This is a genomic window from Nocardioides mesophilus (genome assembly GCF_014395785.1).
Taxonomy (GTDB): domain Bacteria; phylum Actinomycetota; class Actinomycetes; order Propionibacteriales; family Nocardioidaceae; genus Nocardioides_B; species Nocardioides_B mesophilus.
The window spans coordinates 599,881-620,470 of sequence record NZ_CP060713.1 but is presented as its reverse complement, the minus strand read 5'-3'; the positions used below and the strand labels follow the sequence as shown (position 1 = coordinate 620,470).

22 protein-coding genes and 2 tRNA genes are annotated in these 20,590 nt (G+C 70.5%); 17 read left to right on the top strand and 7 right to left on the bottom strand.

Going from position 1 to position 20,590, the window contains the following annotated elements; genetic code table 11:
- Positions 1 to 8 precede the first annotated feature (8 nt).
- A complete protein-coding gene (locus tag H9L09_RS02900) occupies positions 9 to 500 on the bottom strand; it encodes a MarR family winged helix-turn-helix transcriptional regulator (protein WP_187579262.1) in 492 nt (163 codons plus the stop codon).
- A gap of 93 nt (positions 501 to 593) precedes the next feature.
- On the opposite strand from H9L09_RS02900, the gene H9L09_RS02895 reads away from it, so the two are divergent.
- Positions 594 to 1,148, top strand: a complete 555-nt coding sequence (locus H9L09_RS02895; RefSeq protein ID WP_187579261.1) for a YceI family protein — start codon at positions 594 to 596, stop codon at positions 1,146 to 1,148.
- 102 nt (positions 1,149 to 1,250) lie between these two features.
- Here H9L09_RS02895 and H9L09_RS02890 read toward each other — a convergent pair whose 3' ends face one another.
- A complete protein-coding gene (locus tag H9L09_RS02890) occupies positions 1,251 to 2,468 on the bottom strand; it encodes an acetyl-CoA C-acetyltransferase (protein ID WP_187579260.1) in 1,218 nt (405 codons plus the stop codon).
- A 69-nt stretch (positions 2,469 to 2,537) separates the two neighbouring features.
- Here H9L09_RS02890 and H9L09_RS02885 point away from each other — a divergent pair, with 69 nt between their 5' ends.
- Positions 2,538 to 2,984: an acyl-CoA thioesterase gene (locus H9L09_RS02885; RefSeq protein WP_187579259.1), complete on the top strand. Its 447-nt coding sequence runs from the start codon at positions 2,538 to 2,540 to the stop codon at positions 2,982 to 2,984.
- A complete protein-coding gene (locus H9L09_RS02880) occupies positions 2,981 to 3,382 on the top strand; it encodes an acyl-CoA thioesterase (protein WP_187579258.1) in 402 nt (133 codons plus the stop codon). Before H9L09_RS02885 ends, H9L09_RS02880 begins: the two co-directional genes overlap by 4 nt.
- Before the next feature lie 13 nt (positions 3,383 to 3,395).
- On the opposite strand, the gene H9L09_RS02875 is transcribed toward H9L09_RS02880, so the two are convergent.
- Entirely contained in the window at positions 3,396 to 3,791 is a 396-nt protein-coding gene (locus H9L09_RS02875) for a globin (protein WP_187579257.1), read from the bottom strand.
- Between the two features lie 89 nt (positions 3,792 to 3,880).
- Between H9L09_RS02875 and H9L09_RS02870 the strand changes: the two genes are divergently transcribed.
- Entirely contained in the window at positions 3,881 to 4,306 is a 426-nt protein-coding gene (locus H9L09_RS02870; RefSeq protein WP_187579256.1) for an OsmC family protein, read from the top strand.
- Between the two features lie 118 nt (positions 4,307 to 4,424).
- Here H9L09_RS02870 and H9L09_RS02865 read toward each other — a convergent pair whose 3' ends face one another.
- Positions 4,425 to 5,456, bottom strand: a complete 1,032-nt coding sequence (locus H9L09_RS02865) for a mechanosensitive ion channel family protein (protein WP_187579255.1) — start codon at positions 5,454 to 5,456, stop codon at positions 4,425 to 4,427.
- 60 nt (positions 5,457 to 5,516) lie between these two features.
- Here H9L09_RS02865 and H9L09_RS02860 point away from each other — a divergent pair, with 60 nt between their 5' ends.
- Together H9L09_RS02860 and H9L09_RS02855 are read left to right on the top strand one after the other, a co-directional pair.
- Positions 5,517 to 5,894 carry a hypothetical protein gene (locus H9L09_RS02860; RefSeq protein ID WP_187579254.1) on the top strand — a complete coding sequence of 126 codons (378 nt, stop codon included), beginning with the start codon at positions 5,517 to 5,519 and terminating at the stop codon, positions 5,892 to 5,894.
- Positions 5,881 to 6,273 carry a DUF5130 family protein gene (locus H9L09_RS02855; RefSeq protein WP_187579253.1) on the top strand — a complete coding sequence of 131 codons (393 nt, stop codon included), beginning with the start codon at positions 5,881 to 5,883 and terminating at the stop codon, positions 6,271 to 6,273. The genes H9L09_RS02860 and H9L09_RS02855 overlap by 14 nt, the downstream gene beginning before the upstream one ends.
- An 81-nt stretch (positions 6,274 to 6,354) precedes the next feature.
- On the opposite strand, the gene pepN is transcribed toward H9L09_RS02855, so the two are convergent.
- Positions 6,355 to 8,754 (bottom strand): aminopeptidase N, encoded by a 2,400-nt coding sequence (pepN, locus tag H9L09_RS02850; protein ID WP_343065180.1) that lies wholly within the window; start codon positions 8,752 to 8,754, stop codon positions 6,355 to 6,357.
- Positions 8,755 to 9,050: 296 nt separating this feature from the next.
- Here pepN and H9L09_RS02845 point away from each other — a divergent pair, with 296 nt between their 5' ends.
- The 6 genes from H9L09_RS02845 to H9L09_RS02820 are packed head-to-tail and all read left to right on the top strand — an operon-like array spanning position 9,051 to position 15,040.
- Positions 9,051 to 9,734, top strand: coding sequence for a mycothiol-dependent nitroreductase Rv2466c family protein (locus H9L09_RS02845; RefSeq protein WP_343065179.1), 684 nt, complete (start codon positions 9,051 to 9,053; stop codon positions 9,732 to 9,734).
- A 9-nt stretch (positions 9,735 to 9,743) separates the two neighbouring features.
- Positions 9,744 to 11,561, top strand: a complete 1,818-nt coding sequence (gene metG, locus H9L09_RS02840) for a methionine--tRNA ligase (protein WP_187579252.1) — start codon at positions 9,744 to 9,746, stop codon at positions 11,559 to 11,561.
- Positions 11,562 to 11,571: 10 nt separating this feature from the next.
- A complete protein-coding gene (locus tag H9L09_RS02835; RefSeq protein WP_187579251.1) occupies positions 11,572 to 12,465 on the top strand; it encodes an alpha/beta hydrolase in 894 nt (297 codons plus the stop codon).
- Positions 12,466 to 12,512: 47 nt separating this feature from the next.
- On the top strand, positions 12,513 to 13,025 hold the full coding sequence (locus H9L09_RS02830) for a ribose-5-phosphate isomerase (RefSeq protein WP_187579250.1): 513 nt from the start codon (positions 12,513 to 12,515) through the stop codon (positions 13,023 to 13,025).
- A gap of 1 nt (position 13,026) precedes the next feature.
- Positions 13,027 to 13,881: an Fpg/Nei family DNA glycosylase gene (locus H9L09_RS02825; RefSeq protein WP_187579249.1), complete on the top strand. Its 855-nt coding sequence runs from the start codon at positions 13,027 to 13,029 to the stop codon at positions 13,879 to 13,881.
- A gap of 40 nt (positions 13,882 to 13,921) precedes the next feature.
- Positions 13,922 to 15,040 carry a PP2C family protein-serine/threonine phosphatase gene (locus H9L09_RS02820; RefSeq protein ID WP_246456227.1) on the top strand — a complete coding sequence of 373 codons (1,119 nt, stop codon included), beginning with the start codon at positions 13,922 to 13,924 and terminating at the stop codon, positions 15,038 to 15,040.
- A 102-nt stretch (positions 15,041 to 15,142) separates the two neighbouring features.
- Here the strand turns inward: H9L09_RS02820 and H9L09_RS02815 are convergent.
- Positions 15,143 to 15,213, bottom strand: a tRNA-Gly gene (locus H9L09_RS02815).
- 155 nt (positions 15,214 to 15,368) lie between these two features.
- Between H9L09_RS02815 and H9L09_RS02810 the strand changes: the two genes are divergently transcribed.
- Both H9L09_RS02810 and tig read left to right on the top strand, forming a co-directional pair.
- Positions 15,369 to 15,444: transfer RNA gene (locus tag H9L09_RS02810), tRNA-Pro, on the top strand.
- A 103-nt stretch (positions 15,445 to 15,547) separates the two neighbouring features.
- Positions 15,548 to 17,014, top strand: a complete 1,467-nt coding sequence (gene tig / locus H9L09_RS02805; protein ID WP_187579248.1) for a trigger factor — start codon at positions 15,548 to 15,550, stop codon at positions 17,012 to 17,014.
- A 122-nt stretch (positions 17,015 to 17,136) separates the two neighbouring features.
- On the opposite strand, the gene H9L09_RS02800 is transcribed toward tig, so the two are convergent.
- Entirely contained in the window at positions 17,137 to 17,673 is a 537-nt protein-coding gene (locus H9L09_RS02800) for an NUDIX hydrolase (protein ID WP_223164191.1), read from the bottom strand.
- A gap of 103 nt (positions 17,674 to 17,776) precedes the next feature.
- Here H9L09_RS02800 and H9L09_RS02795 point away from each other — a divergent pair, with 103 nt between their 5' ends.
- From H9L09_RS02795 to clpX, 3 genes are all read left to right on the top strand, one after another.
- Positions 17,777 to 18,391, top strand: coding sequence for an ATP-dependent Clp protease proteolytic subunit (locus tag H9L09_RS02795; RefSeq protein ID WP_187580634.1), 615 nt, complete (start codon positions 17,777 to 17,779; stop codon positions 18,389 to 18,391).
- 80 nt (positions 18,392 to 18,471) lie between these two features.
- Positions 18,472 to 19,080 (top strand): ATP-dependent Clp protease proteolytic subunit, encoded by a 609-nt coding sequence (locus tag H9L09_RS02790; RefSeq protein WP_281390851.1) that lies wholly within the window; start codon positions 18,472 to 18,474, stop codon positions 19,078 to 19,080.
- A 192-nt stretch (positions 19,081 to 19,272) separates the two neighbouring features.
- A complete protein-coding gene (clpX, locus tag H9L09_RS02785; protein WP_187579246.1) occupies positions 19,273 to 20,556 on the top strand; it encodes an ATP-dependent Clp protease ATP-binding subunit ClpX in 1,284 nt (427 codons plus the stop codon).
- Positions 20,557 to 20,590: the final 34 nt, after the last annotated feature.

The window sequence follows — 20,590 nt, the reverse complement described above, 5'->3', positions numbered from 1 at the left end:
AACCGTGGTCAGCGGATGTCGAGGCCCTCGTTGCCGGCCAGGAGCCGGTCGCTGACCGCGTCGAAGACCCGGCCCACGGCCCGGAAGTCGTCCTCAGAGGAGAGCTCGACCAGGTAGTCGCGCACCCCGCGGACGTGCGTGTGCGCCGCCTCCTCGAGCACGGAGAAGCCCTTCTCGGTGAGCTGCGCCTCGACCCCGCGGCCGTCGGAGACGCAGGCGCGCCGGTCGACGAGCCCGCTGCGCTCCATCCGGCTGACGGTGTGGGTCACCCGGCTGCGGGAGTGGCTCAGCGAGTCCGCGAGCGCCGCCATCCGCATCGTCCGGTCGGGGGACTCCGAGAGCCGCACCATGATCTCGTACTCGGGCATCGACAGGTCGTGCTGCTCGCGCAGGTCCCGGTCGAGCCGGTCCATGAGCAGCGTCGTACCGACGAGGTAGGCACGCCAGGAGTGCTGCTGCTCGGTGTCGAGCCAGATCCCTGCGTCGGTCTCGGTGGTCATGGGAACAATTCTACAAAGCCTGTAGTTGAAGCTTCAACGAGGAACTGCTACAGTCTCTCAAAGGTTGAAAGAACAACTATCAAGGAGCATCGCATGAGCATCGACACCACCCAGGCCGCCGCCAGCACCACCGCCGTCCCGGCCGGCACCTGGACCATCGACCCCTCGCACTCCGAGGTCGGCTTCACCGTCCGGCACCTGATGACCAAGGTCCGCGGCCAGTTCGAGAAGTTCGAGGGCGCCATCACCACCACCGACGAGGTCACCGGCTTCCGCGCCGAGGCCACGATCGACCTCAACTCGGTGAACACCCGCGACGCGAACCGTGACGGGCACCTGCGCTCCGCCGACTTCTTCGACGTCGAGAACCACGGCCCGATGACCTTCCGGACCACCTCGTTCGACGGCAGCACCGCCCGGGGCGAGCTCACCATCAAGGGCGTGACCAACCCCGTCGAGCTCGACGTCGAGTTCCTCGGAGTCGACGTGGACGCCTACGGCAACACCCGGATCGGCTACGAGGCCAGCACCGAGATCTCCCGCAAGGCCTGGGGCGTCGACTTCCAGATCCCGCTCGACGGCGGCAAGGTCCTCGTCGGCGACAAGGTCTCCGTGGTCCTCTCCATCCAGGGCGTCCTCGCCCAGTGACGACGGTGTCGACCCGCTGCGACTGACCGCCGCAGCACTCATGCGAACGGCCCCCGATCCCTCCCGGATCGGGGGCCGTCGCGCGTCAGCGGCGCCCAGCGGTCAGCTCAACCGCTCCAGGACCAGGGCCATGCCCTGGCCGCCGCCGACGCACATGGTGATCAGGCCGGTCTGCTTGTCGTGGAACTGCAGCGAGTTGATCATCGTGTTCTGCAGCCGGGCTCCGGTCATGCCGAACGGGTGACCCACCGCGATCGCGCCGCCGTTGACGTTCAGCCGGTCCAGGTCGATCCCCAGGTCCTGGTACGACGGCACCACCTGGGCGGCGAACGCCTCGTTGATCTCCACGAGGTCGATGTCGTCGATCGTCATCCCGGCCCGGCCGAGCGCCTGCCGGGTGGCCTCGACCGGTCCGAGCCCCATGATCTCGGGGGAGAGCGCCGTGACGCCGGTCGACACGATCCGGGCCAGCGGGGTGAGCCCGAGCTCGGCGGCCTTGGTGTCGGACATCACCACCACCGCGGCGGCGCCGTCGTTGAGCGCGCAGCAGTTGCCGGCGGTCACCACGCCGTCGGGGCGGAACACCGGCTTGAGCCCGGCGACCGCCTCCATCGTCACCCCGGCCCGCGGGCCGTCGTCGGCGCTGACCACCGTGCCGTCCGGGGTGGTCACCGGGGTGATCTCGCGCTGCCAGAACCCCTCGGCCAGCGCCTTCTCGGCCAGGTTCTGGCTGCGCACCCCGAACTCGTCGAGCTCCTCGCGGCTCAGGCCCCGCAGCTTGGCGACGTTCTCGGCCGTGTGCCCCATCGCGATGTAGGCGTCCGGCAGGTTCCCGTCCTCGCGCGGATCGTGCCAGCCCTCGCCCTGCTCGGCGGTCCGCCGGGTCCGGGTCTGGGCCTCGTCGAACAGCGGGTTCACGGTGCCGGGGAGGTGGTCGGAGGTGCCCTTCGCGAACCGGGAGACGGTCTCCACGCCGGCGGAGATGAACACGTCGCCCTCGCCGGCCTTGATGGCGTGGAAGGCCATCCGGGTGGTCTGCACCGAGGAGGAGCAGTAGCGGGTGATCGTGGCGCCGGGCAGGTGGTCGTAGCCCAGCATCACCGCGACGATCCGGCCCATGTTGAAGCCGCTCTCGCCGCCGGGCAGACCGCAGCCGAGGTAGAGGTCGTCGATGTCGCGAGGGTCCAGGCCGGGGATCTTGTCGAGGGCGGCGCGGATGATCGTCGCCGTGAGGTCGTCGGGACGCAGATCCTTCAGCGAGCCCTTGTTGGCGCGGCCGATGGGGGAGCGGGCGGTGGAGACGATCACGGCCTCGAGCATGGCGGACTCCGAATCTCGGTGGCTGGTGGCGCCTCTCACCCTAGGTCCGATCCCTGCAAAGATGCCTGTGTGGCCCGACACATCTACCACTGCCCGCTGCGGTGGGCGGACATGGACTCCCTGGGACACGTGAACAACGTGACCTACGTCGACTACCTCCAGGAGGCGCGCGTCGACATGCTCCGCGTGCACGCCCCGGCGCAGGGCGGTGAGGAGCTGGCCGAGGGCGTCGTGGTGGTTCGCCACGAGGTGGAGTTCGTGCGCCCGCTGGTGTTCCGGTTCGCGCCGGTCCGCATCGAGTCCTGGGTCTCCCGGGTGCGTGCCGCGACGTTCACCATGGACTACGAGATCCTCGACGTGCTGCCCGACGGCGGGCGGCAGGTCTACCTGCGCGCGAGCTCCGTGCTGACGCCGTACGTCTTCTCCCAGGAGCGCCCCCGCCGGATCACCGCCGAGGAGCGCGAGGTGCTGGCCACGTTCCTCGAGCCGGCCGCAACCGGGGGGAGCCCCGCATGAGCCACGCGTACCTCTGCCACGTCCGGTTCTCCGACGTCGACGTCTACGGGCACGTCAACAACGTCAAGTACTTCGAGTACTACCAGGAGGCGCGGCTGGCCTTCCTGACCGACCTCGGCGGCGACGACGGCTCGGTGGTCTCCACCGGCGGGCTCGTGGTCGCCCGGCTCGACGTGGACTACAAGCGGCCGATCCTGTTCCGGCCCGAGCCGTACGTCGTGCGCACCTGGGTCGAGGGCATCGGCCGGTCGAGCTTCGTGCTGATCGCCGAGATCCACGACGAGGAGACCCTGCTGAGCCGCTCCCGCGCGGTGATGGTGGCCTTCGACCCGGCCGTGCAGCGTTCTCGCCCGCTGGAGGACAAGGAGCGGGTTGTGCTGGCGGCCGGCCGCGCCTGAGGCTCGCCGGGTCTCAGTCCTCGAAGCTGTTGACCATGAACTGGGCGGCGTGGGTGACGTAGTCCCAGAACTGGGCGTCCTGCTCCGGCGGCAGGCCGGCGGCGTCGAGGCCGACCCGGAAGCAGGCGAGCCAGTGGTCGCGCGCCTCGGGGTTGACCTTGAACGGCGCGTGCCGCATCCGCAGCCGGGGGTGCCCGCGGCGCTCGGAGTAGGTGTTGGGGCCGCCCCAGTACTGCACCAGGAAGAGCGTGAACCGCTCGGCCGCGGGCGCGAGGTCCTCCTCGGGGTACAGCGGTCGCAGCACCTCGTCCTCGGCGACCTGCTCATAGAACCGGTCGACGATCTTCGCGATCGTCGGGTAGCCCCCGATCGCGTCGTAGAAGGTCTGGCCGTCCGGAGGGGTCGTCACTTGTCTATTGTCCCCATCCCGGCAAGAGTCGGGGACGAACCCCCCGGTGACACCCGTACCGGGACCCCGAGCACGAAGGAGAACGACGCATGGCGACGACTCGCACCGCCACCACCCACTGGGAGGGCTCCCTGATGGAGGGCGCCGGGAAGGTGACCCTCGAGTCCTCCGGGATCGGCACGTACGACGTGTCCTGGCCCGCGCGGGCCGAGGCCGCCAACGGCAAGACCAGCCCGGAGGAGCTGATCGGCGCCGCTCACTCCGCCTGCTACTCGATGGCGCTCTCGAACATGCTGGCGCAGAACGGCACCCCGCCGCAGTCGCTGGACACCAAGGCCGAGGTGACCTTCCAGCCCGGTACCGGCATCACCGGCATCCACCTGACCGTCAACGCCAGCGTCGAGGGCGTCGACGCGGCCGCGTTCGCCGAGCACGCCGAGAACGCCAAGAAGAACTGCCCGGTCTCCCAGGCGCTGACCGGCACCACGATCACCCTGGACGCCACGCTCGCCTGAGTGCGACCGACCCCTCGATCCGTATGACGTCTCGCCGGACGTCATGCGGATCGAGGCGTATGGCCCGCCCGGACGCATGACGTCCCCGGAGGACCCGGGGCGGGGCCGACCGTCCGGGTCAGCCCTCGGTCGAGCCGGTCGCGACGTCCGGCCCGGTCGCCGCCAAGGTCGCGTGCGCGCGCTGCTCGCGGTGGATCAGCACCCGTGCCGGCCGGGCCAGCTCGATGCCCTCCACGTCGAAGCGCGCCTTGATCCGCTCGCGCAGCTCGCGGGCGACCGCCCATTGCTCCAGGGGAGCGGTCTTCAGCGTCACCCGCACGGTGATCCAGTCCGGGGTCATCTCCTGCACGCCCCAGACCTCCGGCTCCTCGATGATCACCGGTTTGAACTCCTCGTCCTCCCAGACGCCGTGCGCGACCTCGCGCAGCACGTCCTGGACCCGGTAGAGGTCCTCCTCGTGGGAGACCGGCACGTCGATGACGGTGCGCGCCCAGTTCTGGCTCTGGTTGCCGACCCGGAGGATCTCGCCGTTGCGGACGTACCAGACGGTGCCCTCCACGTCGCGGAGCCGGCTGACCCGCAGCCCGACCGCCTCCACGGTGCCCACGGCCTCCCCGAGGTCCACGACGTCCCCGACGCCGTACTGGTCCTCGAAGATCATGAAGATCCCGGACAGGAAGTCCTTGACCAGGCTCTGCGCGCCGAAGCCCAGCGCCACCCCGACGATCCCCGCGGAGGCGATCAGCGGCCCGACCGGGTAGCCCACCTCGGCGATCGCGGTGATGGCGGTGATCGTGAAGATCACGATCGAGGCGATGCTCTTGAGCAGCGAGCCCATCGTCTCGGCGCGCTGCACCCGACGTCCGCTGACCATGGCCGGGGCCACCGTCGTCTCGGCGCTGCCGGTGCCCCTGTGCCGCAGCACCGGGCTCGGCAGCCCCTCGGCGGCCCGCTGGGCCAGCCGGTCGATCAGCCGGTGCACCAGCCAGCGCACCACCAGCGCGATGACGAGCAGGCTGAGCAGGACCAAGGGCTTGACCACCAACCAGTCCGAGGCCTTGGCGAGCCAGATGTTGTGGGTCTGCTCCTCCACCCACAGGCACCACCCATCCGTCTGCTCGCAGGCGGGTTTGACGTCGAGAAAGGGCATCCCGCGACAGTAGCGAGACGCCGTCAAGCACCTCAACCGGAGTTCGCTACCCTTGCCTGTGTGATCAGCCACCCTGCTCCGACCGTCGTACGTCGAGCCACCCGCGCGGTCGCCCTGACGCCCGCGGTCCTGCTCCTCGCCGCCACCCCGGCGCTCGCCGCCCCACCGGAGCAGTGGGCGACGCCGCCGGAGGTCTCGCCCCTCAACTTCCTCATCGTGCTGGTGCTGATCCCCGGTGCGCTGTTCCTGCTGATCACCCTGCTGGCGTGGCTGCCCTCGCTCGGCAAGAGCGAGCAGGGCTACCACCCGGGCTCCTCGTGGCACAACGAGCCCGAGTGGTTCGGCGGCCCCCGTGACGGGCTGCGCAAGGCCGACGAGGTGGCTCCCGAGACCCTCGAGACCTCCGGTGGACGGGGAGGCTCCAGTGGCCGGTGGTGACGCCTTCTCGGCCGCACAGCGGCACGAGATCGACAAGGCCATCCGCGACGCGGAGACGATGTGCCGCTTCGAGTTCTCCGTCTACGTCGGCGCGTCCGACGGGGAGACCCGCCCCTTCGCCGAGCGGCTGCACGCCGCGCTCGTGGCGCCGGCCCGGTCGGTGCTGGTCATGGTGGACCCGGCCGCCCGCATCGTCGAGGTGGTGACCGGGACCGAGGCCCGACGCGTGCTCGACGACGCGGAGGTCCGGCTCGCGGTGATGTCCATGGAGACCGCGTTCGCCGCCGGGGACCTGGTCGGCGGCATCAAGCGCGGCGTGCTCCAGCTCGCCGAGCACGCGCGCCGGCCCACGATGCTCCACGCGGAGCAGACTCCCTGACCGGACCGCCCGGCCCCGGACGCCGAAGCGCCCCGCCTCCCTCACGGGAGACGGGGCGCTTCGACTTTCGTGAGGCCGGGGTCAGCCCTCGGTGGGGCCGTCGAACGCCTGGGCGGCCAGCGCCCGGACGATGTCGGCGCGGCCCTCCCGCACGTAGCGCTTGGCGGCCGGGTTCGCCGAGGAGCTCTCGAGCCAGGCGTCGACCCGGTCGAGGGTCTCCTGGCTGGTGAGCACGCGCGGGAACATGTACTCCAGCGCGGTGGAGGCGATCTGGGTGCCGAGGTCCTCCCAGATGGTGTCCGCGACCGTGAGGTACTTCTCGAGGTACGGCGCGATCAGCTCCTGCTGGCCGGCCGTGTCCCAGATGTAGGCGATGTGCCGCTGGGTCTCGTTGGGGACGCCCTCGTCCACCGCGCCCTGGCGCCAGGAGTGCTCCTTGGCCTCGGCGTCGGGAAGCGCGGCGATCGCGGCAGCGGCCTTCTCGCGGCCCGAGCTGGTGTGGTCCTGCGCGAGCTCGTGCTCGAGCCGGGCCCGGTCCACCGCCCCGGTGGAGGCGAGCGCGGTCAGCAGCGTCCAGCGCATGTCGGTGTCCACGTCGAGACCGTCGAGGACGACGCTGCCGTCGAGCAGACCGGTCATGAAGCGCATCGCCTCGGGACTGCGGCCGGCGCCGGAGTACGACGAGGGCGGGATCCGCTTGCCCGTCGTACCGGCGAACACCTTCATGAACGTGAGCTGGTTGTCGCTGCCCGGCTCGGCCGACTCCAGGATCTCGCGCAGCCCCTGCTCCCAGCGGGTGCGCAGCGCGTCGCGCTTGGTGGGGTGCGTGAGCTGCTCGATCGCGATCTGCACGTAGACCGGCAGCTGCTTGACCGCGGTGCCGTCGGTCTCGGCGGCGAGACCGCCGAGCACCATCGTCACGAAGTCCCCGGCGGCCATCTCGGCGTCGCGGGTCATGTCCCACGCGGCCGACCAGCACAGCGCCCGGGCCAGCGAGTCGTCGAGGACGCGCACCGAGTCGCGCACGGTGACCAGCGAGCGGTCGTCGAGGCGGATCTTGGCGTAGCTGAGGTCGCCGTCGTTGAGCAGCAGCAGGTCCGGCTGGGTCTCCCCGACCAGACCGGCGACCTCGGTGAGCTCGCCGACCACGTCGGTCTCGACGGTCGTACGGCGGACCAGCCGGCCCTCCACGCGGTCGTAGAGGCCGATGCCGATGCGGTGGGGGCGCAGCGTCGGGAACTCCGCCGCCGCGTGCTGGCGCACCGCGAAGGATCGGTAGGCGCCCTGCTCGTCGAGCTCGAACTGCGCGGCCAGCGTGTTCACGCCGGAGGTCTGCAGCCACGCCTCGGCCCAGGAGTGCAGGTCGCGGCCGGAGGTGGCCTCGAGCGCGCCCAGCAGGTCGCTGAACTCGCTGTTGCCGAAGGCGTGCTTCTTGAAGTACTCCCGCAGGCCGGCGGTGAACTCCTCGAGCCCCACGTAGGCCACCAGCTGCTTGAGCGCGGAGGCACCCTTGGCGTAGGTGATCCCGTCGAAGTTGACCTCCACGGCCTCGAGGTCGTGGTTGTCCGCCGCGATAGGGTGCGTGGACGGCAGCTGGTCCTGGCGGTAGGCCCAGTTCTTGCGGCTGTTCGCGAAGCCGGTCCAGGCCTCGGCGTAGTTCGTGGCCTGGGTGGAGGCGTGCGTGGCCGCCCACTCGGCGAACGACTCGTTGAGCCAGAGGTCGTCCCACCACTTCATGGTGACCAGGTCGCCGAACCACATGTGCGCCATCTCGTGCAGGATCGTGTTGGCGCGCTGCTCGTAGAACCAGCGGGCCTGCCGGCTGCGGGGGAGGTACTCGTCGCGCAGCGTGACGCAGCCGGCGTTCTCCATCGCGCCGTTGTTGAACTCGGGCACGTAGAGCTGGTCGTACTTGTGGAACGGGTACGGGTAGTCGAAGAGCTCCTCGAAGAACTCGAAGCCCTGCTTGGTGATCAGCACCAGCTCCTCGATGTCGAGGTACGGCGCGACCGACTGGCGGCAGTAGTGGCCGAGCGGGATCTCCCCGTGCTTGCCGACGTAGGTGTCGAGCACCTCGTGGTACTCACCGGCCACGATCGCCGTGACGTAGGTGGACAGCCGCTCGGTGGCCGGGAACCTCCACACCGCGGTGCCGTCGCCGGCGGCGACCGGTGCCGGGGTGGCAGCGACCGAGACGACCTTCCAGTGCGCGGGCGCCTTCACGGTGAAGGTGAAGACCGCCTTCAGGTCCGGCTGCTCGAAGCTGGCGAAGACCCGGCGGCTGTCCGGCACCTCGAACTGCGAGTAGAGGTAGACCCGGTCGTCCGCGGGGTCCACGAAGCGGTGCAGGCCCTCGCCGGTGTGGCTGTAGCGCATGTCCGCGACGACGCGCAGCTCGTTCTCGGCTGCGAGGTCCTCGAGCCGGATCCGGCTGTCGGCGTAGACCGCGGCGGGGTCCAGCGCGCTCCCGTTGAGGGACACCTGGTGCACGGTGGCGCCGACCAGGTCGACGAACGTCCCGGCCCGGGCTCGGCCCGGAACCTCACGACGGTGGTCGAGCCGAAGGTGGTGGTGCTGCCGGTGGTGAGGTCCAGGTCCACGGCGTAGGACTCGACGTCCAGGAGGGCAGCGCGCTGGGCGGCCTCGTCCCGGGTCAGGTTGGTTCCAGGCATGAGAGGCATCCTGTCACCCGATTGTGGGAATAAACGAATCGTTACCGCTCGTTCACCAAGGACGGTACGAACCGCGAACTTTTCAGCACCCACGAGGAGTTGCACATGACCGACACCATTGCCATGCCCGAGCAGGACCGCACCCCCGTCGACTTCTGGTTCGACCCGCTGTGTCCCTGGGCCTGGATGAGCTCGCGCTGGCTGCTGGAGGTGGCGAAGGTACGCCGCATCGCCCCGAGCTTCCACGTGATGAGCCTCGCCTACCTCAACAGCGACAAGGACATCCCCGAGGACTACCGGAAGATGCTCGAGCCCGCCTGGGGCCCGGTGCGCGTCGCGATCGCCGCCGCGCAGGCCGAGGGCGACGACGTGCTGCTGCCGCTCTACACCGCGATGGGCAACCGGATCCACCTCGAGGGCCGCTCGATCGACCGCGGTCTGGTCGAGGAGTCCCTCGCCGAGGTCGGGCTCCCCACGTCGCTGGCCGACGCCATGGACTCCACCGCCTACGACGAGGACCTCAAGAAGTCCCACCACTCCGGCATGGACCAGGTGGGCCAGGAGGTCGGCACCCCGGTGATCTCCGTCGAGGGTGTCGCGTTCTTCGGGCCGGTGGTGACCCCCGCCCCAAGAGCGAGGACGCCGGGAAGCTCTGGGACGGCGTGCTGCTCGTCGCCGCCACCCCCGGCTTCTACGAGCTCAAGCGCAGCCGCGACAAGGGCCCCGACTTCTCCTGACGCAGGTCCGCGGGCGGGTGCCGTGGCGGAATTGCGTTGCCGCGGCTCATAGGATCAACGCATGAGCCCCGCCCGCCCCGAGCCCCGTCGACGGGTGCTGTCCGCCGTCGCCTGGCCCTACGCCAACGGTCCGCGCCACATCGGCCACGTGGCCGGTTTCGGCGTGCCCTCCGACGTCTTCAGCCGCTACATGCGGATGGCCGGGCACGACGTGCTGATGGTCTCCGGGACCGACGAGCACGGCACCCCGATCCTGGTGGCCGCCGATGCCGCCGGGGTGACCGCGCGGGAGCTGGCCGACCGCAACAACCGCCTCATCGTCGAGGACCTGGCCCAGCTGGGGCTGAGCTACGACCTGTTCACCCGCACCACGACGCTGAACCACTACGCCGTGGCGCAGGAGATGTTCACCACCGTGCACCGCAACGGCTACATGGTCGAGCAGACGACGAAGGGCGCGATCTCGCCGTCGACCGGCCGGACCCTGCCGGACCGCTACATCGAGGGCGAGTGCCCGATCTGCGGCTACGACGGCGCCCGCGGCGACCAGTGCGACAACTGCGGCAACCAGCTCGACCCGACGGACCTGATCAACCCGCGCAGCAAGATCAACGGGGAGGTGCCGGAGTTCGTCGAGACCCAGCACTTCTTCCTCGACCTGCCGGCGCTCGCCGACGCGCTCAAGGCGTGGCTCGACGATCGTGAGGCCTCGGGCACCTGGCGTCCCAACGTCATCAAGTTCAGCCAGAACATCCTCGAGGACATCCGCCCGCGGGCGATGACGCGCGACATCGACTGGGGCATCCCGGTGCCGCTCGAGGGCTGGGTCGACCAGCCCGCCAAGCGGCTCTACGTCTGGTTCGACGCCGTCATCGGCTACCTCTCCGCGTCGATCGAGTGGGCGCGCCGCCTCGGCGAGCCCGACCGCTGGCGCGAGTGGTGGAACGACCCGGAGGCGGTGTCGTACTACTTCATGGGCAAGGACAACATCACCTTCCACTCCCAGATCTGGCCGGCCGAGCTGCTGGCCTACGACGGCCGCGGCAGCCGGGGCGGCGAGCCGGGCCGGTTCGGCCGGCTGAACCTGCCGACCGAGGTGGTCTCCAGCGAGTTCCTCACGATGGAGGGCCGCAAGTTCTCCTCCTCGAAGTCGGTCGTGATCTACGTCCGCGACGTGCTGGAGCGCTACCAGCCGGACGCGCTGCGCTACTTCATCTCCGCGGCCGGACCCGAGAACCAGGACAGCGACTTCACCTGGGCCGAGTTCGTGCGGCGCACCAACGACGAGCTGGTGGCCGGCTGGGGCAACCTGGTGAACCGGACCGCGACGATGATCGCCAAGAGCTTCGGCGAGCTCCCGGCCGCCGGCGAGCTCACCGCCGAGGACCGGCAGCTGCTGGACACCGTGGAGCGGACGTTCACCACCGTCGGCGAGCTGATCGAGCGGCACCGCCAGAAGCAGGCGCTGGCCGAGGCGATGCGCACCGTCGCCGAGGTGAACAAGTATGTCTCCGACATGGCGCCATGGAAGCTGAAGTCCGAGGAGGAGCGCGAGCGGCTGGGCACGGTCCTGCACGTCGTCACGCAGGCGGTCGCGGACTGCAACCTGATCCTCTCGCCGTTCCTGCCGCACTCGGCCAACGAGGTCGACCGGGTGCTGGGCGGTGCCGGCCGGATCGCCGCGATGCCCCGGATCGAGGAGGTCGAGGACCTCGACGGCGGCCCCGGCTACCCGATCCTGACCGGCGACTACTCCGGCGGCCCCGCGTGGGGCCGCGTCCCGATCACGGCGGGCACACCGGTCGCGAAGCCGACCCCGGTCTTCACCAAGCTCGACCCCTCCGTGGTCGACGAGGAGCTGGCCCGGCTCGGGGCCTGAGGCGGACACGATGCTGCACCCGCAGGCCGAGCAGGCCATCGCGCTGTGGTCGGCCGGGCCGAGCTGTGCCGACCCCGGCTTCGGGCCGGCCGACGTCGCGGAGGTACGGCGGGCCGCTCTCGCCGAGGCGGGTCGCGAGCCCATGGAGCCGGTCGACCGGGTCGAGGACGTCGACGCGGGCGGGGTCCGCTGCCGGTTGCACGTGCCGGCCGGCGCCGACGGCACGCTGGTGTTCCTGCACGGCGGCGGCTTCGTCTTCGGCGAGGTCGGCACCCACGACGCCCAGTCCCGCCGGCTAGCGAACCGGACCGGGAGGGCGGTGCTGACCGTCGACTACCGGCGGCCTCCGGAGCATCCGTTCCCCGCCGCCCCCGACGACGTCGACGCAGCGCTGGCGTGGCTGCGGGACGCCGGCGCCGCCGCCGGGCTGCCGACCGCGCGGCTGGCGGTCCTCGGCGACAGCGCCGGCGGCAACCTGGCGCTGGTGGCCGCGCTGCGGCACCCGGGAGCCTTCGACGCCGCGGTGCTGGTCTACCCGTTCCTCGACCCCGAGCAGCAGGCGGCGTCCTACGACGAGCAGGACAACGAGGCGCTGAGCGCCGCTGAGGCGCGGTGGTACTGGCAGCAGTACGCCGCGACGCCGGACGACCTGCGGCACCCCGACCTGGCGCCGCTGCGGGCCTCCTCCTTCGCCGGGCTGCCCCCGACGCTGGTGCAGGTCGCGGAGCACGACGTGCTGGTCGGCGAGGACCTCGAGCTCGCCCGGCGGATCGCGGCGGACGGCGGGACGGTCCGGACGACGACGTACCCCGGGATGATCCACGGGTTCTGGCGGCACCCGCAGCTCTTCGACGCCGCGGAGCAGGCGCTCGCCGAGGCCGCGGACTTCCTGCGCGGGGTCTGACCCGGGCCACGCCGTCGGACCGGGGACCCGGGTGGAACAATCACGACATGCGCGTTCACCTCGGCTCCGACCATGCGGGCCTCGAGCTCAAGGAGCACCTCCTCAACTGGCTCGCCGACGCGGGCTACGAAGCGGTGGACCACGGCCCGTTCGTCTACGACGCCCTCGACGACTACCCGGTGTTCTGCCTGCGGGCGGCCGAGGGCGTGGTCGCCGACGAGGGCGACGGGGTGGAGGCGCTCGGCGTGGTGGTCGGCGGCTCGGGCAACGGGGAGCAGATCGCGGCGAACAAGGTCATCGGCGTCCGCGCGGCCCTGGTCTGGAGCGAGGAGACCGCCCGGCTGGCCCGGGAGCACAACGCCGCCAACGTGGTCTCGGTCGGCGGTCGGATGCACACCCTCGAGGACATGACCCGGTTCGTCGAGGTGTTCCTGACGACGCCGTACTCCCGCGAGGAGCGGCACGCCCGTCGGATCGCGATGCTGACCGACTACGAGAAGAGCCACAACCTCCCGCCGCTGCCGGACTCCGCCCTCGGTCGCGGTCCGGCCGGGTCCTGACGTGCCCGAGGGGCACACCCTCCGCCGTCTCGCCGACGGCATCTCGGGCCGGTTCGCCGGTCAGACGGTGGCGGTCTCGTCGCCGCAGGGCCGCTTCGCCGACAGCGCCTCGGTGCTCGACGGCACCCGGCTCATCGACGCCGAGTCCTGGGGCAAGCACCTCTTCGTCGCGTTCGAGGGCGAGCGATGGGTGCACGTGCACCTCGGCCTCTACGGCACCTTCGAGCTCGCCGACGGGCCGGCGCCGCCGCCGGTGGGCCAGGTCAGGATGCGCCTCGAGTCGGGCAACGGCTCGGCGCGGGCGTCGTACGGCGACCTGCGCGGCGCGACCGCGTGCGAGCTGCTCACCGACGGCCAGCGGCTCGCCGTCCTCGACCGGCTCGGGCCCGACCCGTTGCGCGAGGACGCCGACCCGGGCCGCGCCTGGGCGCGGATCAGCCGCAGCAGGGCCCCGATCGGGGCGCTGCTCATGGACCAGCAGGTGCTCGCCGGCGTCGGCAACGTCTACCGCGCCGAGGTCCTGTTCCGGCACCGGATGCACCCGCTGCGCCCGGGCAACACGTTGCGGCGCTCACAGTTCGAGGCGATGTGGGCCGACCTGGTCACCTTGATGGCCGCCGGCGTCCGCAGCGGCCGCATCGACACCGTCCGTCCGGAGCACGAGCCCGAGGCGATGGGCCGCGCGCCGCGGCAGGACGACCACGGGGGAGAGGTCTACGTCTACCGTCGCACGGACCAGGCCTGCCTCGTCTGCGGCAGCCGGGTCCGCACCGACGTGCTGGTGGGGCGCAACCTGTTCTGGTGTCCGCGCTGCCAGCCGAGATTCCGGTCACGCGCAGCGTCGCCGAGCCGCTGAAAGGCTGCATCTGGTCGCGATCGACCATTAAGGTCGAGGCGTGGTCGCCGCCTCGCATCCGGACCGCCTGACGACTGTGCCCGGCCGTCAGGCGTGGACGCGACGGTGGAACTCCACCGTGCGGCGCTACCGCGAGGCCGAGATCACCTGGGTGCTGATGCTGGCGGCCGTGACGGTCGTCCTGGGCGTGGCGTTGGGCAGCGGCGTGCCCGGGGCCACGGTGAGCGCCCTGACCCTGCCACTGGTGGTCGGCAACATCGTGCTGAGCCCTCGCACGCTGCCCTGGTTCGTGGTGTTCGTGCTGGGAGTGGCGGTGCTGGTGGTGGCGACGACGCCGTCGCTGTCGTTGGACGCCCGCCGGGTCGGCGCGGTGGTCGTGACGTTCCTGGTGGGCCTGGTCATCCTGGTCTCGTCGTTCCGCCGGACCCGGCTCGGCGTGGCCGGCGCGCTCGGCGAGTCGATGCTGGTGGACCTGCGCGACCGGATCGCCAAGCAGGGACAGATGCCCCCGATGCCGCAGGACTGGTACACCGAGTTCGTGATGCGTTCGGCCGGAGGGTCGTCGTTCGCCGGCGACTTCCTGGTCGCCTCGCGGGCCCGGCACGACGACCAGCTCGAGGTCGCGGTGGTCGACGTCTCCGGCAAGGGGGAGCAGGCCGGCACCCGGTCCCTGCTGCTCTCGGGCGCCTTCGGCGGCCTGCTCGGGGCCCTGCCCGCCTCCGGCTTCCTGCCCGCGGCCAACGACTACCTGCTGCGCCAGGACTGGCCGGAGGGCTTCGCCACCGCGGTGCACCTCTCGATCAACCTGCGCAGCGGCGTCTTCGAGCTGCGCTCGGCCGGCCACCCGCCCGCGGTCCAGCTGCACGCCGGCTCCGGCCGGTGGGGTGTGCTCGAGGCGGAGGGGCCGATCCTCGGCCTGATCGGCGACGCCGAGTTCGGCGTGGTCACCGGCACCCTGCAGCGCGGCGACGCGATGCTGCTGTTCACCGACGGGCTGGTCGAGACGCCGCGTCGCGACATCTCGCTCGGCATCGACAAGCTGCTCGGCCAGAGCGAGCGGCTGCTGCGCTCGGGCTTCGAGCAGGGCGCCCACCGGCTCATCGACCGGGTGGAGTCGATGAACGACGACCGCGCGCTGTTCCTGCTGCACCGCCGCTGACGCCCGCCTCCGGCGGCCGTGGCCGGCGGCCGGCCGGCCCCGAGCCGGCGTACGGAAGGCCCCGGCGACCGAGGTCACCGGGGCCTTCTGTCTGCGACGCGGAGCGGATGACGGGAATCGAACCCGCGTAGCTAGTTTGGAAGACTAGGGCTCTACCATTGAGCTACATCCGCGTGCGGCCAGCAGGCTGGCTGCCGGTTCAATGGTGCCACAGCAGATGCCAGGTCTCCCATTCGGGCCGTGCCGCGCCGTGTGGCGTGGGCGCGATTGGAGGCTGCGCGCCGCTTGCGACTAGACTCCTGAGGGCTCCCAGTCGGGGGCCGGACTTCGGGGCGTAGCGTAGTGGCTAGCGCGCCTGCTTTGGGAGCAGGAGATCGCAGGTTCGAGTCCTGTCGCCCCGACCATGCTCAGCCCACTCTGCTCGCCGCTCACCCCGGGGGGCAGAGCCCGGACGGGTGTGAGCGCAGCAGACCACCAGCTACCCATCAGCTTTAGGGAGAAGAACCTGTGAAGAGCGCCGTCGAGACACTGAGCCCCACGCGGGCGAAGCTCACCGTCGAGGTGCCCTTCGAGGAGCTCAAGCCGAGCCTCGACGCGGCGTACAAGAAGATCGCCCAGCAGATCAACGTGCCCGGCTTCCGCCGCGGCAAGGTGCCGCCGATGGTGATCGACCGACAGGTCGGCCGCGGCGCGGTGCTCGACGAGGCGATCAACGCCGCACTGCCGCAGCTCTACGTGCAGGCGCTGCGGGAGAACGAGCTCGAGCCGCTGGCACAGCCCGAGATCGACATCACCAAGCTCGAGGACAACGAGTCGCTGGAGTTCACCGCCGAGGTGGACATCCGCCCCGAGGTCGAGCTGCCCGACTACCAGGGCCTCGCGGTCAGCGTGGACGACCTCGCCGTCACCGACGCCGACGTCGAGGAGCAGCTGCAGAACCTGCGCGAGCGTTTCGGCACGCTGGCCGACGTGGAGCGCGCGGCCGCCGAGGGCGACTTCGTCACGCTGGACCTCAAGGCGACCCAGGACGGCGAGGTCGTCGAGGGCGCCGAGGTCAGCGGGATGAGTTACCAGGTCGGCAACGGCGGCATGATCGACGGCCTCGACGAGGCCCTGACCGGCATGAGTGCCGGCGAGGACAAGACGTTCACCACCCAGCTCGTCGGCGGGGAGCTGAAGGGCGAGGACGTCGAGGTCCACGTCACGGTCTCTGCCGTCAAGGAGCAGGAGCTCCCCGAGCTCGACGACGACTTCGCACAGACCGCCTCGGAGTTCGACACCGTCGAGGAGCTGACCGCCGACGTCCGCACGCGCCTCGAGCGCGGGAAGCGGCTCGAGCAGGCTGCCGCCGCCCGCGACGCGGTCCTGGAGAAGGTCCTGGATCTCGTCGAGGTGCCGCTGCCGGACGCGATCGTCGACTCCGAGCTGAAGGCCCGTCGCGACAACATCACCCAGCAGCTGGCCTACGCCGGGATGACGATGGAGCAGTACCTCGACTCCGAGGAGCAGACCGTCGACGAGTTCGAGGCGGACCTCGAGAAGCGGGTCCGCGACGCGGTCGCCGCCCAGTTCGTGCTCGACCAGGTCGCCAAGAAGGAAGAGATCTCGGTCAACGAGGGCGAGCTGCAGGAGCACCTGCTGCGCCGTGCGCAGCAGTCGGGCCAGAACCCGCAGGAGTTCATCCAGCACATGGTCGAGCACAACCACATCCCGGAGATGGTCTCCGAGGTGGTGCGCGGCAAGGCACTGGCCCTCGTGGTCGAGGCCGCCGTGGTCACCGACGAGTCGGGCAACCACGTCGAGCTGAAGAACCTGCTTCCCGACGGCACGATCGGTGAGCCGGGCGACGAGGCCGCGGACGAGCCGGCCTCCGAGAGCGCCGACGCCGCCGAGAGCGCCGAGGGCGCCGAGGGCACCGACGCGGCCGAGAGCGCCGACAGCACCGACAGCACCGAGGACGAGACCAAGGCCTGAGTCCCGCCCCCAGACGCCGTCTGACGCCCCCGGCGTCGTCCCGCGAGCCCCGGCCCGCGCGACGACCCGGGGGCGTCGTACGTCGCTGCGGCGGAGCCTTCCGACCGTGCCCGAGCCGCGGGTCAGACCGCGAGCTCGAACGGCTGCGCGGGGGCGCCGTCGGCGGCCAGCGCACGGAGCAGGTCCGCGAGCCGGCGCGGGGTGGTCAGCGCCGGGGGAGCGGCCGTCGGGTCGGTGAGGCGATCGACCTCGTCGAGGTGCCACCAGGCCAGCTCGTGCAGCGACTCGGCCCGCAGCTCCTCGTCGGTGAGCGTGCCGCGCGGCGTGAAGGCGGGCACCCGCACCAGGTAGAACCACTCCTCCTGGCCGTCCCAGCGGGCCGGCTCGTCGCCGGACCCGTTTCCGAGCGCGATCAGGTGCGTCCGGTGCGCGACGCACGGCCCGCAGTCCTCGGCGGCGAGGGCGAGGCCGGTCTCCTCGCGCAGCTCCCGGCGTACGGCGTCGTGGTGGCTCTCACCGGGCTCGATGCCGCCGCCCGGGGTTCCCCACACGTCGCGGTCGGCGAAGCTCCACCGCACGAGCAGCGCGCGGTCCTCCTCGTCGAGCAGGACGACCCGGACCGCCGGTCGCAGCGCGGGCGGATCGACGGGCTCGTTCACCCGCGGAAGCGTAGGCGGCATCGTCCGCTGTTGGCGAACAAGGCGGCACAAGCCGTGGAACGGGGGACCTTCCGGCTAGGGTCGGGGCGTGACTGAGATCGAGATGACCCCCACCATGAACGGGGCCGGCCCGGGCAACCCGCTCGACGACCACATCTACCAACGCCTCCTCCGGGAGCGCATCGTCTTCCTCGGCTCCGAGGTGCGCGACCAGAACGCCAACGCGATCTGCGCCCAGATGCTGCTGCTGAACGCCGAGGATCCCAACGCGGACATCTTCCTGTACATCAACAGCCCCGGTGGCTCCGTGGACGCCGGCATGGCGATCTACGACACCATGAACTACATCTCCAACGATGTGGCGACCGTGGGCATGGGCCTCGCGGCCAGCATGGGGCAGTTCCTGCTGTGCGCCGGCGCCAAGGGCAAGCGCTACGCCCTGCCGCACGCACGGATCATGATGCACCAGCCCTCCGGTGGCATGGGCGGCTCGGCTTCGGACATCAAGATCCAGGCCCAGCAGTCGCTGCACATCAAGCAGGTGCTGTTCAAGCTGATCAGCGAGCACACCGGCCAGGCTCTCGAGCAGGTCGAGACCGACGCCGACCGCGACCGCTGGTTCACCGCCGACCAGGCTCTGGAGTACGGCTTCATCGACAAGGTCGTCGCCAGCGCCGGCCAGGTCGCCGACCAGGGCCGTCCGGCCCGCGACAAGTGAGGGCTGAGATGACCAGCAGCAACATCCCCGGCCTGACCGGCTCGATGTCCGGCAGGGCCTCCGAGCTCGCCTCGCCGAGCATGAACTACTACATCCCCCAGTGGGAGGAGCGGACGTCGTACGGCTTCCGCCGGATCGACCCCTACGCCAAGCTGTTCGAGGAGCGGATCATCTTCCTCGGCACCCCGATCAGCGACGACATCGCCAACGCGGTGATGGCGCAGCTGCTCTGCCTGGAGACGATGGACCCCGACCGGGACATCTCCCTCTACATCAACAGCCCGGGCGGCTCGTTCACGGCGCTGACCGCGATCTACGACACGATGCGGTTCGTCAAGCCCGACATCCAGACCGTCTGCCTCGGGCAGGCCGCCTCGGCGGCCGCGATCCTGCTCGCCGCCGGCAGCCCCGGCAAGCGGCTGGCGCTGCCGAACAGCCGGATCCTGATCCACCAGCCCTACACCGAGGGCACCTACGGCCAGACCTCCGACATCGAGATCCAGGCCAACGAGATCCTGCGGATGCGGGAGCTGCTCGAGCGGATGATCGCCGAGCACTCCGGCCGTCCGCAGGAGCAGGTCAGCCGCGACATCGACCGTGACAAGATCCTGACCGCCGAGGCCGCGGTGGAGTATGGCCTCATCGACTCGATCCTGGAGTCACGCAAGAGCACCGTCCCGGTGGGCTGAACGCATCGGGAGATGCCCGTCGCGATGACGGGCTGACGAGGGGAACCGTCGTGTCCCGGTCCCATGAGGGGGCGCGACGGGGTACCTTCGAGTTCGGTAGTGAGTAGCAACCAGCCGGGTCACCGACGGCGCCGACAGGTCCCAGACCGGTCGTCGACCGCGGTCCGGCGTGACTCGTGAGGAGTCGTGCCTGTGGCACGCATCGGTGACGGCGGAGACCTGCTGAAATGCTCGTTCTGCGGCAAGAGCCAGAAGCAGGTCAAGAAGCTCATCGCGGGACCGGGTGTCTACATCTGCGACGAGTGCATCGACCTCTGCAACGAGATCATCGAGGAGGAGCTCAGCGAGGGCGCTGAAGTCGGCCTCGAGGAGCTTCCGAAGCCTCGGGAGATCTTCGACTTCCTGAACTCCTACGTGATCGGCCAGGAGAACGCCAAGAAGGCGCTCGCGGTCGCGGTCTACAACCACTACAAGCGGGTCCAGGCGGGCATCTCCGCCGGCGCGCAGCGGCACGGCAAGGACGAGGTCGTCGAGCTGGCCAAGTCCAACATCCTGGTCATCGGTCCGACCGGCTGCGGCAAGACCTACCTCGCGCAGACGTTGGCCCGGATGCTCAACGTCCCCTTCGCCATCGCCGACGCGACGGCGCTGACCGAGGCCGGCTACGTCGGCGAGGACGTCGAGAACATCCTGCTCAAGCTGATCCAGGCCGCGGACTACGACGTCAAGAAGGCCGAGACCGGCATCATCTACATCGACGAGATCGACAAGGTGGCCCGCAAGGCGGAGAACCCGTCGATCACCCGCGACGTGTCCGGCGAGGGCGTCCAGCAGGCGCTGCTGAAGATCCTGGAGGGCACCACCGCCTCCGTGCCGCCGCAGGGCGGTCGCAAGCACCCGCACCAGGAGTTCATCCAGATCGACACGACGAACATCCTGTTCATCGTCGGCGGGGCGTTCTCCGGGCTCGAGCACATCGTCGAGCAGCGGGTCGGCAAGAAGACCCTGGGCTTCGGTGCCCAGCTGCAGACCAAGGCCGAGCGGGATGCCGAGAAGATCTTCGCCGAGGTCATGCCCGAGGACCTGCTGAAGTTCGGGCTGATCCCCGAGTTCATCGGTCGGCTCCCCGTGATCGCCACGGTCGACAAGCTCAGCCGTGAGGCGCTTGTGCAGATCCTCACCGAGCCCCGCAACGCGCTCGTGAAGCAGTACCAAAAGCTGTTCGACCTCGACGGAGTCGAGCTCGAGTTCACCCAGGACGCCATCGACGCGGTGGCCGACCTCGCGATGGTGCGCGGCACCGGCGCCCGCGGGCTGCGCGCGATCATCGAGGAGGTGCTCCTCCACGTGATGTACGACGTCCCCTCGCGCGAGGACATCGCCAAGGTGGTCGTGACCGGCGAGGTCGTCAGCGACAACGTGAACCCGACGCTCGTGCCCCGCGAGCCCGAGGCGAAGAAGAAGAAGTCGGCCTGAGCCACCGTCGCCTCCGCGACCCCGGCCGCCGTCC

Bases quoted from the DNA above. Each gene is read 5' to 3' on its own strand.
- H9L09_RS02900 (WP_187579262.1), bottom strand. From the start codon at position 500: ATGACCACCGAGACCGACGCAGGGATCTGGCTCGACACCGAGCAGCAG.
- H9L09_RS02895 (WP_187579261.1), top strand. From the start codon at position 594: ATGAGCATCGACACCACCCAGGCCGCCGCCAGCACCACCGCCGTCCCG.
- H9L09_RS02890 (WP_187579260.1), bottom strand. From the start codon at position 2,468: ATGCTCGAGGCCGTGATCGTCTCCACCGCCCGCTCCCCCATCGGCCGC.
- H9L09_RS02880 (WP_187579258.1), top strand. From the start codon at position 2,981: ATGAGCCACGCGTACCTCTGCCACGTCCGGTTCTCCGACGTCGACGTC.
- H9L09_RS02870 (WP_187579256.1), top strand. From the start codon at position 3,881: ATGGCGACGACTCGCACCGCCACCACCCACTGGGAGGGCTCCCTGATG.
- H9L09_RS02865 (WP_187579255.1), bottom strand. From the start codon at position 5,456: ATGCCCTTTCTCGACGTCAAACCCGCCTGCGAGCAGACGGATGGGTGG.
- H9L09_RS02845 (WP_343065179.1), top strand. From the start codon at position 9,051: ATGACCGACACCATTGCCATGCCCGAGCAGGACCGCACCCCCGTCGAC.
- metG (WP_187579252.1), top strand. From the start codon at position 9,744: ATGAGCCCCGCCCGCCCCGAGCCCCGTCGACGGGTGCTGTCCGCCGTC.
- H9L09_RS02835 (WP_187579251.1), top strand. From the start codon at position 11,572: ATGCTGCACCCGCAGGCCGAGCAGGCCATCGCGCTGTGGTCGGCCGGG.
- H9L09_RS02830 (WP_187579250.1), top strand. From the start codon at position 12,513: ATGCGCGTTCACCTCGGCTCCGACCATGCGGGCCTCGAGCTCAAGGAG.
- H9L09_RS02795 (WP_187580634.1), top strand. From the start codon at position 17,777: ATGACCCCCACCATGAACGGGGCCGGCCCGGGCAACCCGCTCGACGAC.
- H9L09_RS02790 (WP_281390851.1), top strand. From the start codon at position 18,472: ATGAACTACTACATCCCCCAGTGGGAGGAGCGGACGTCGTACGGCTTC.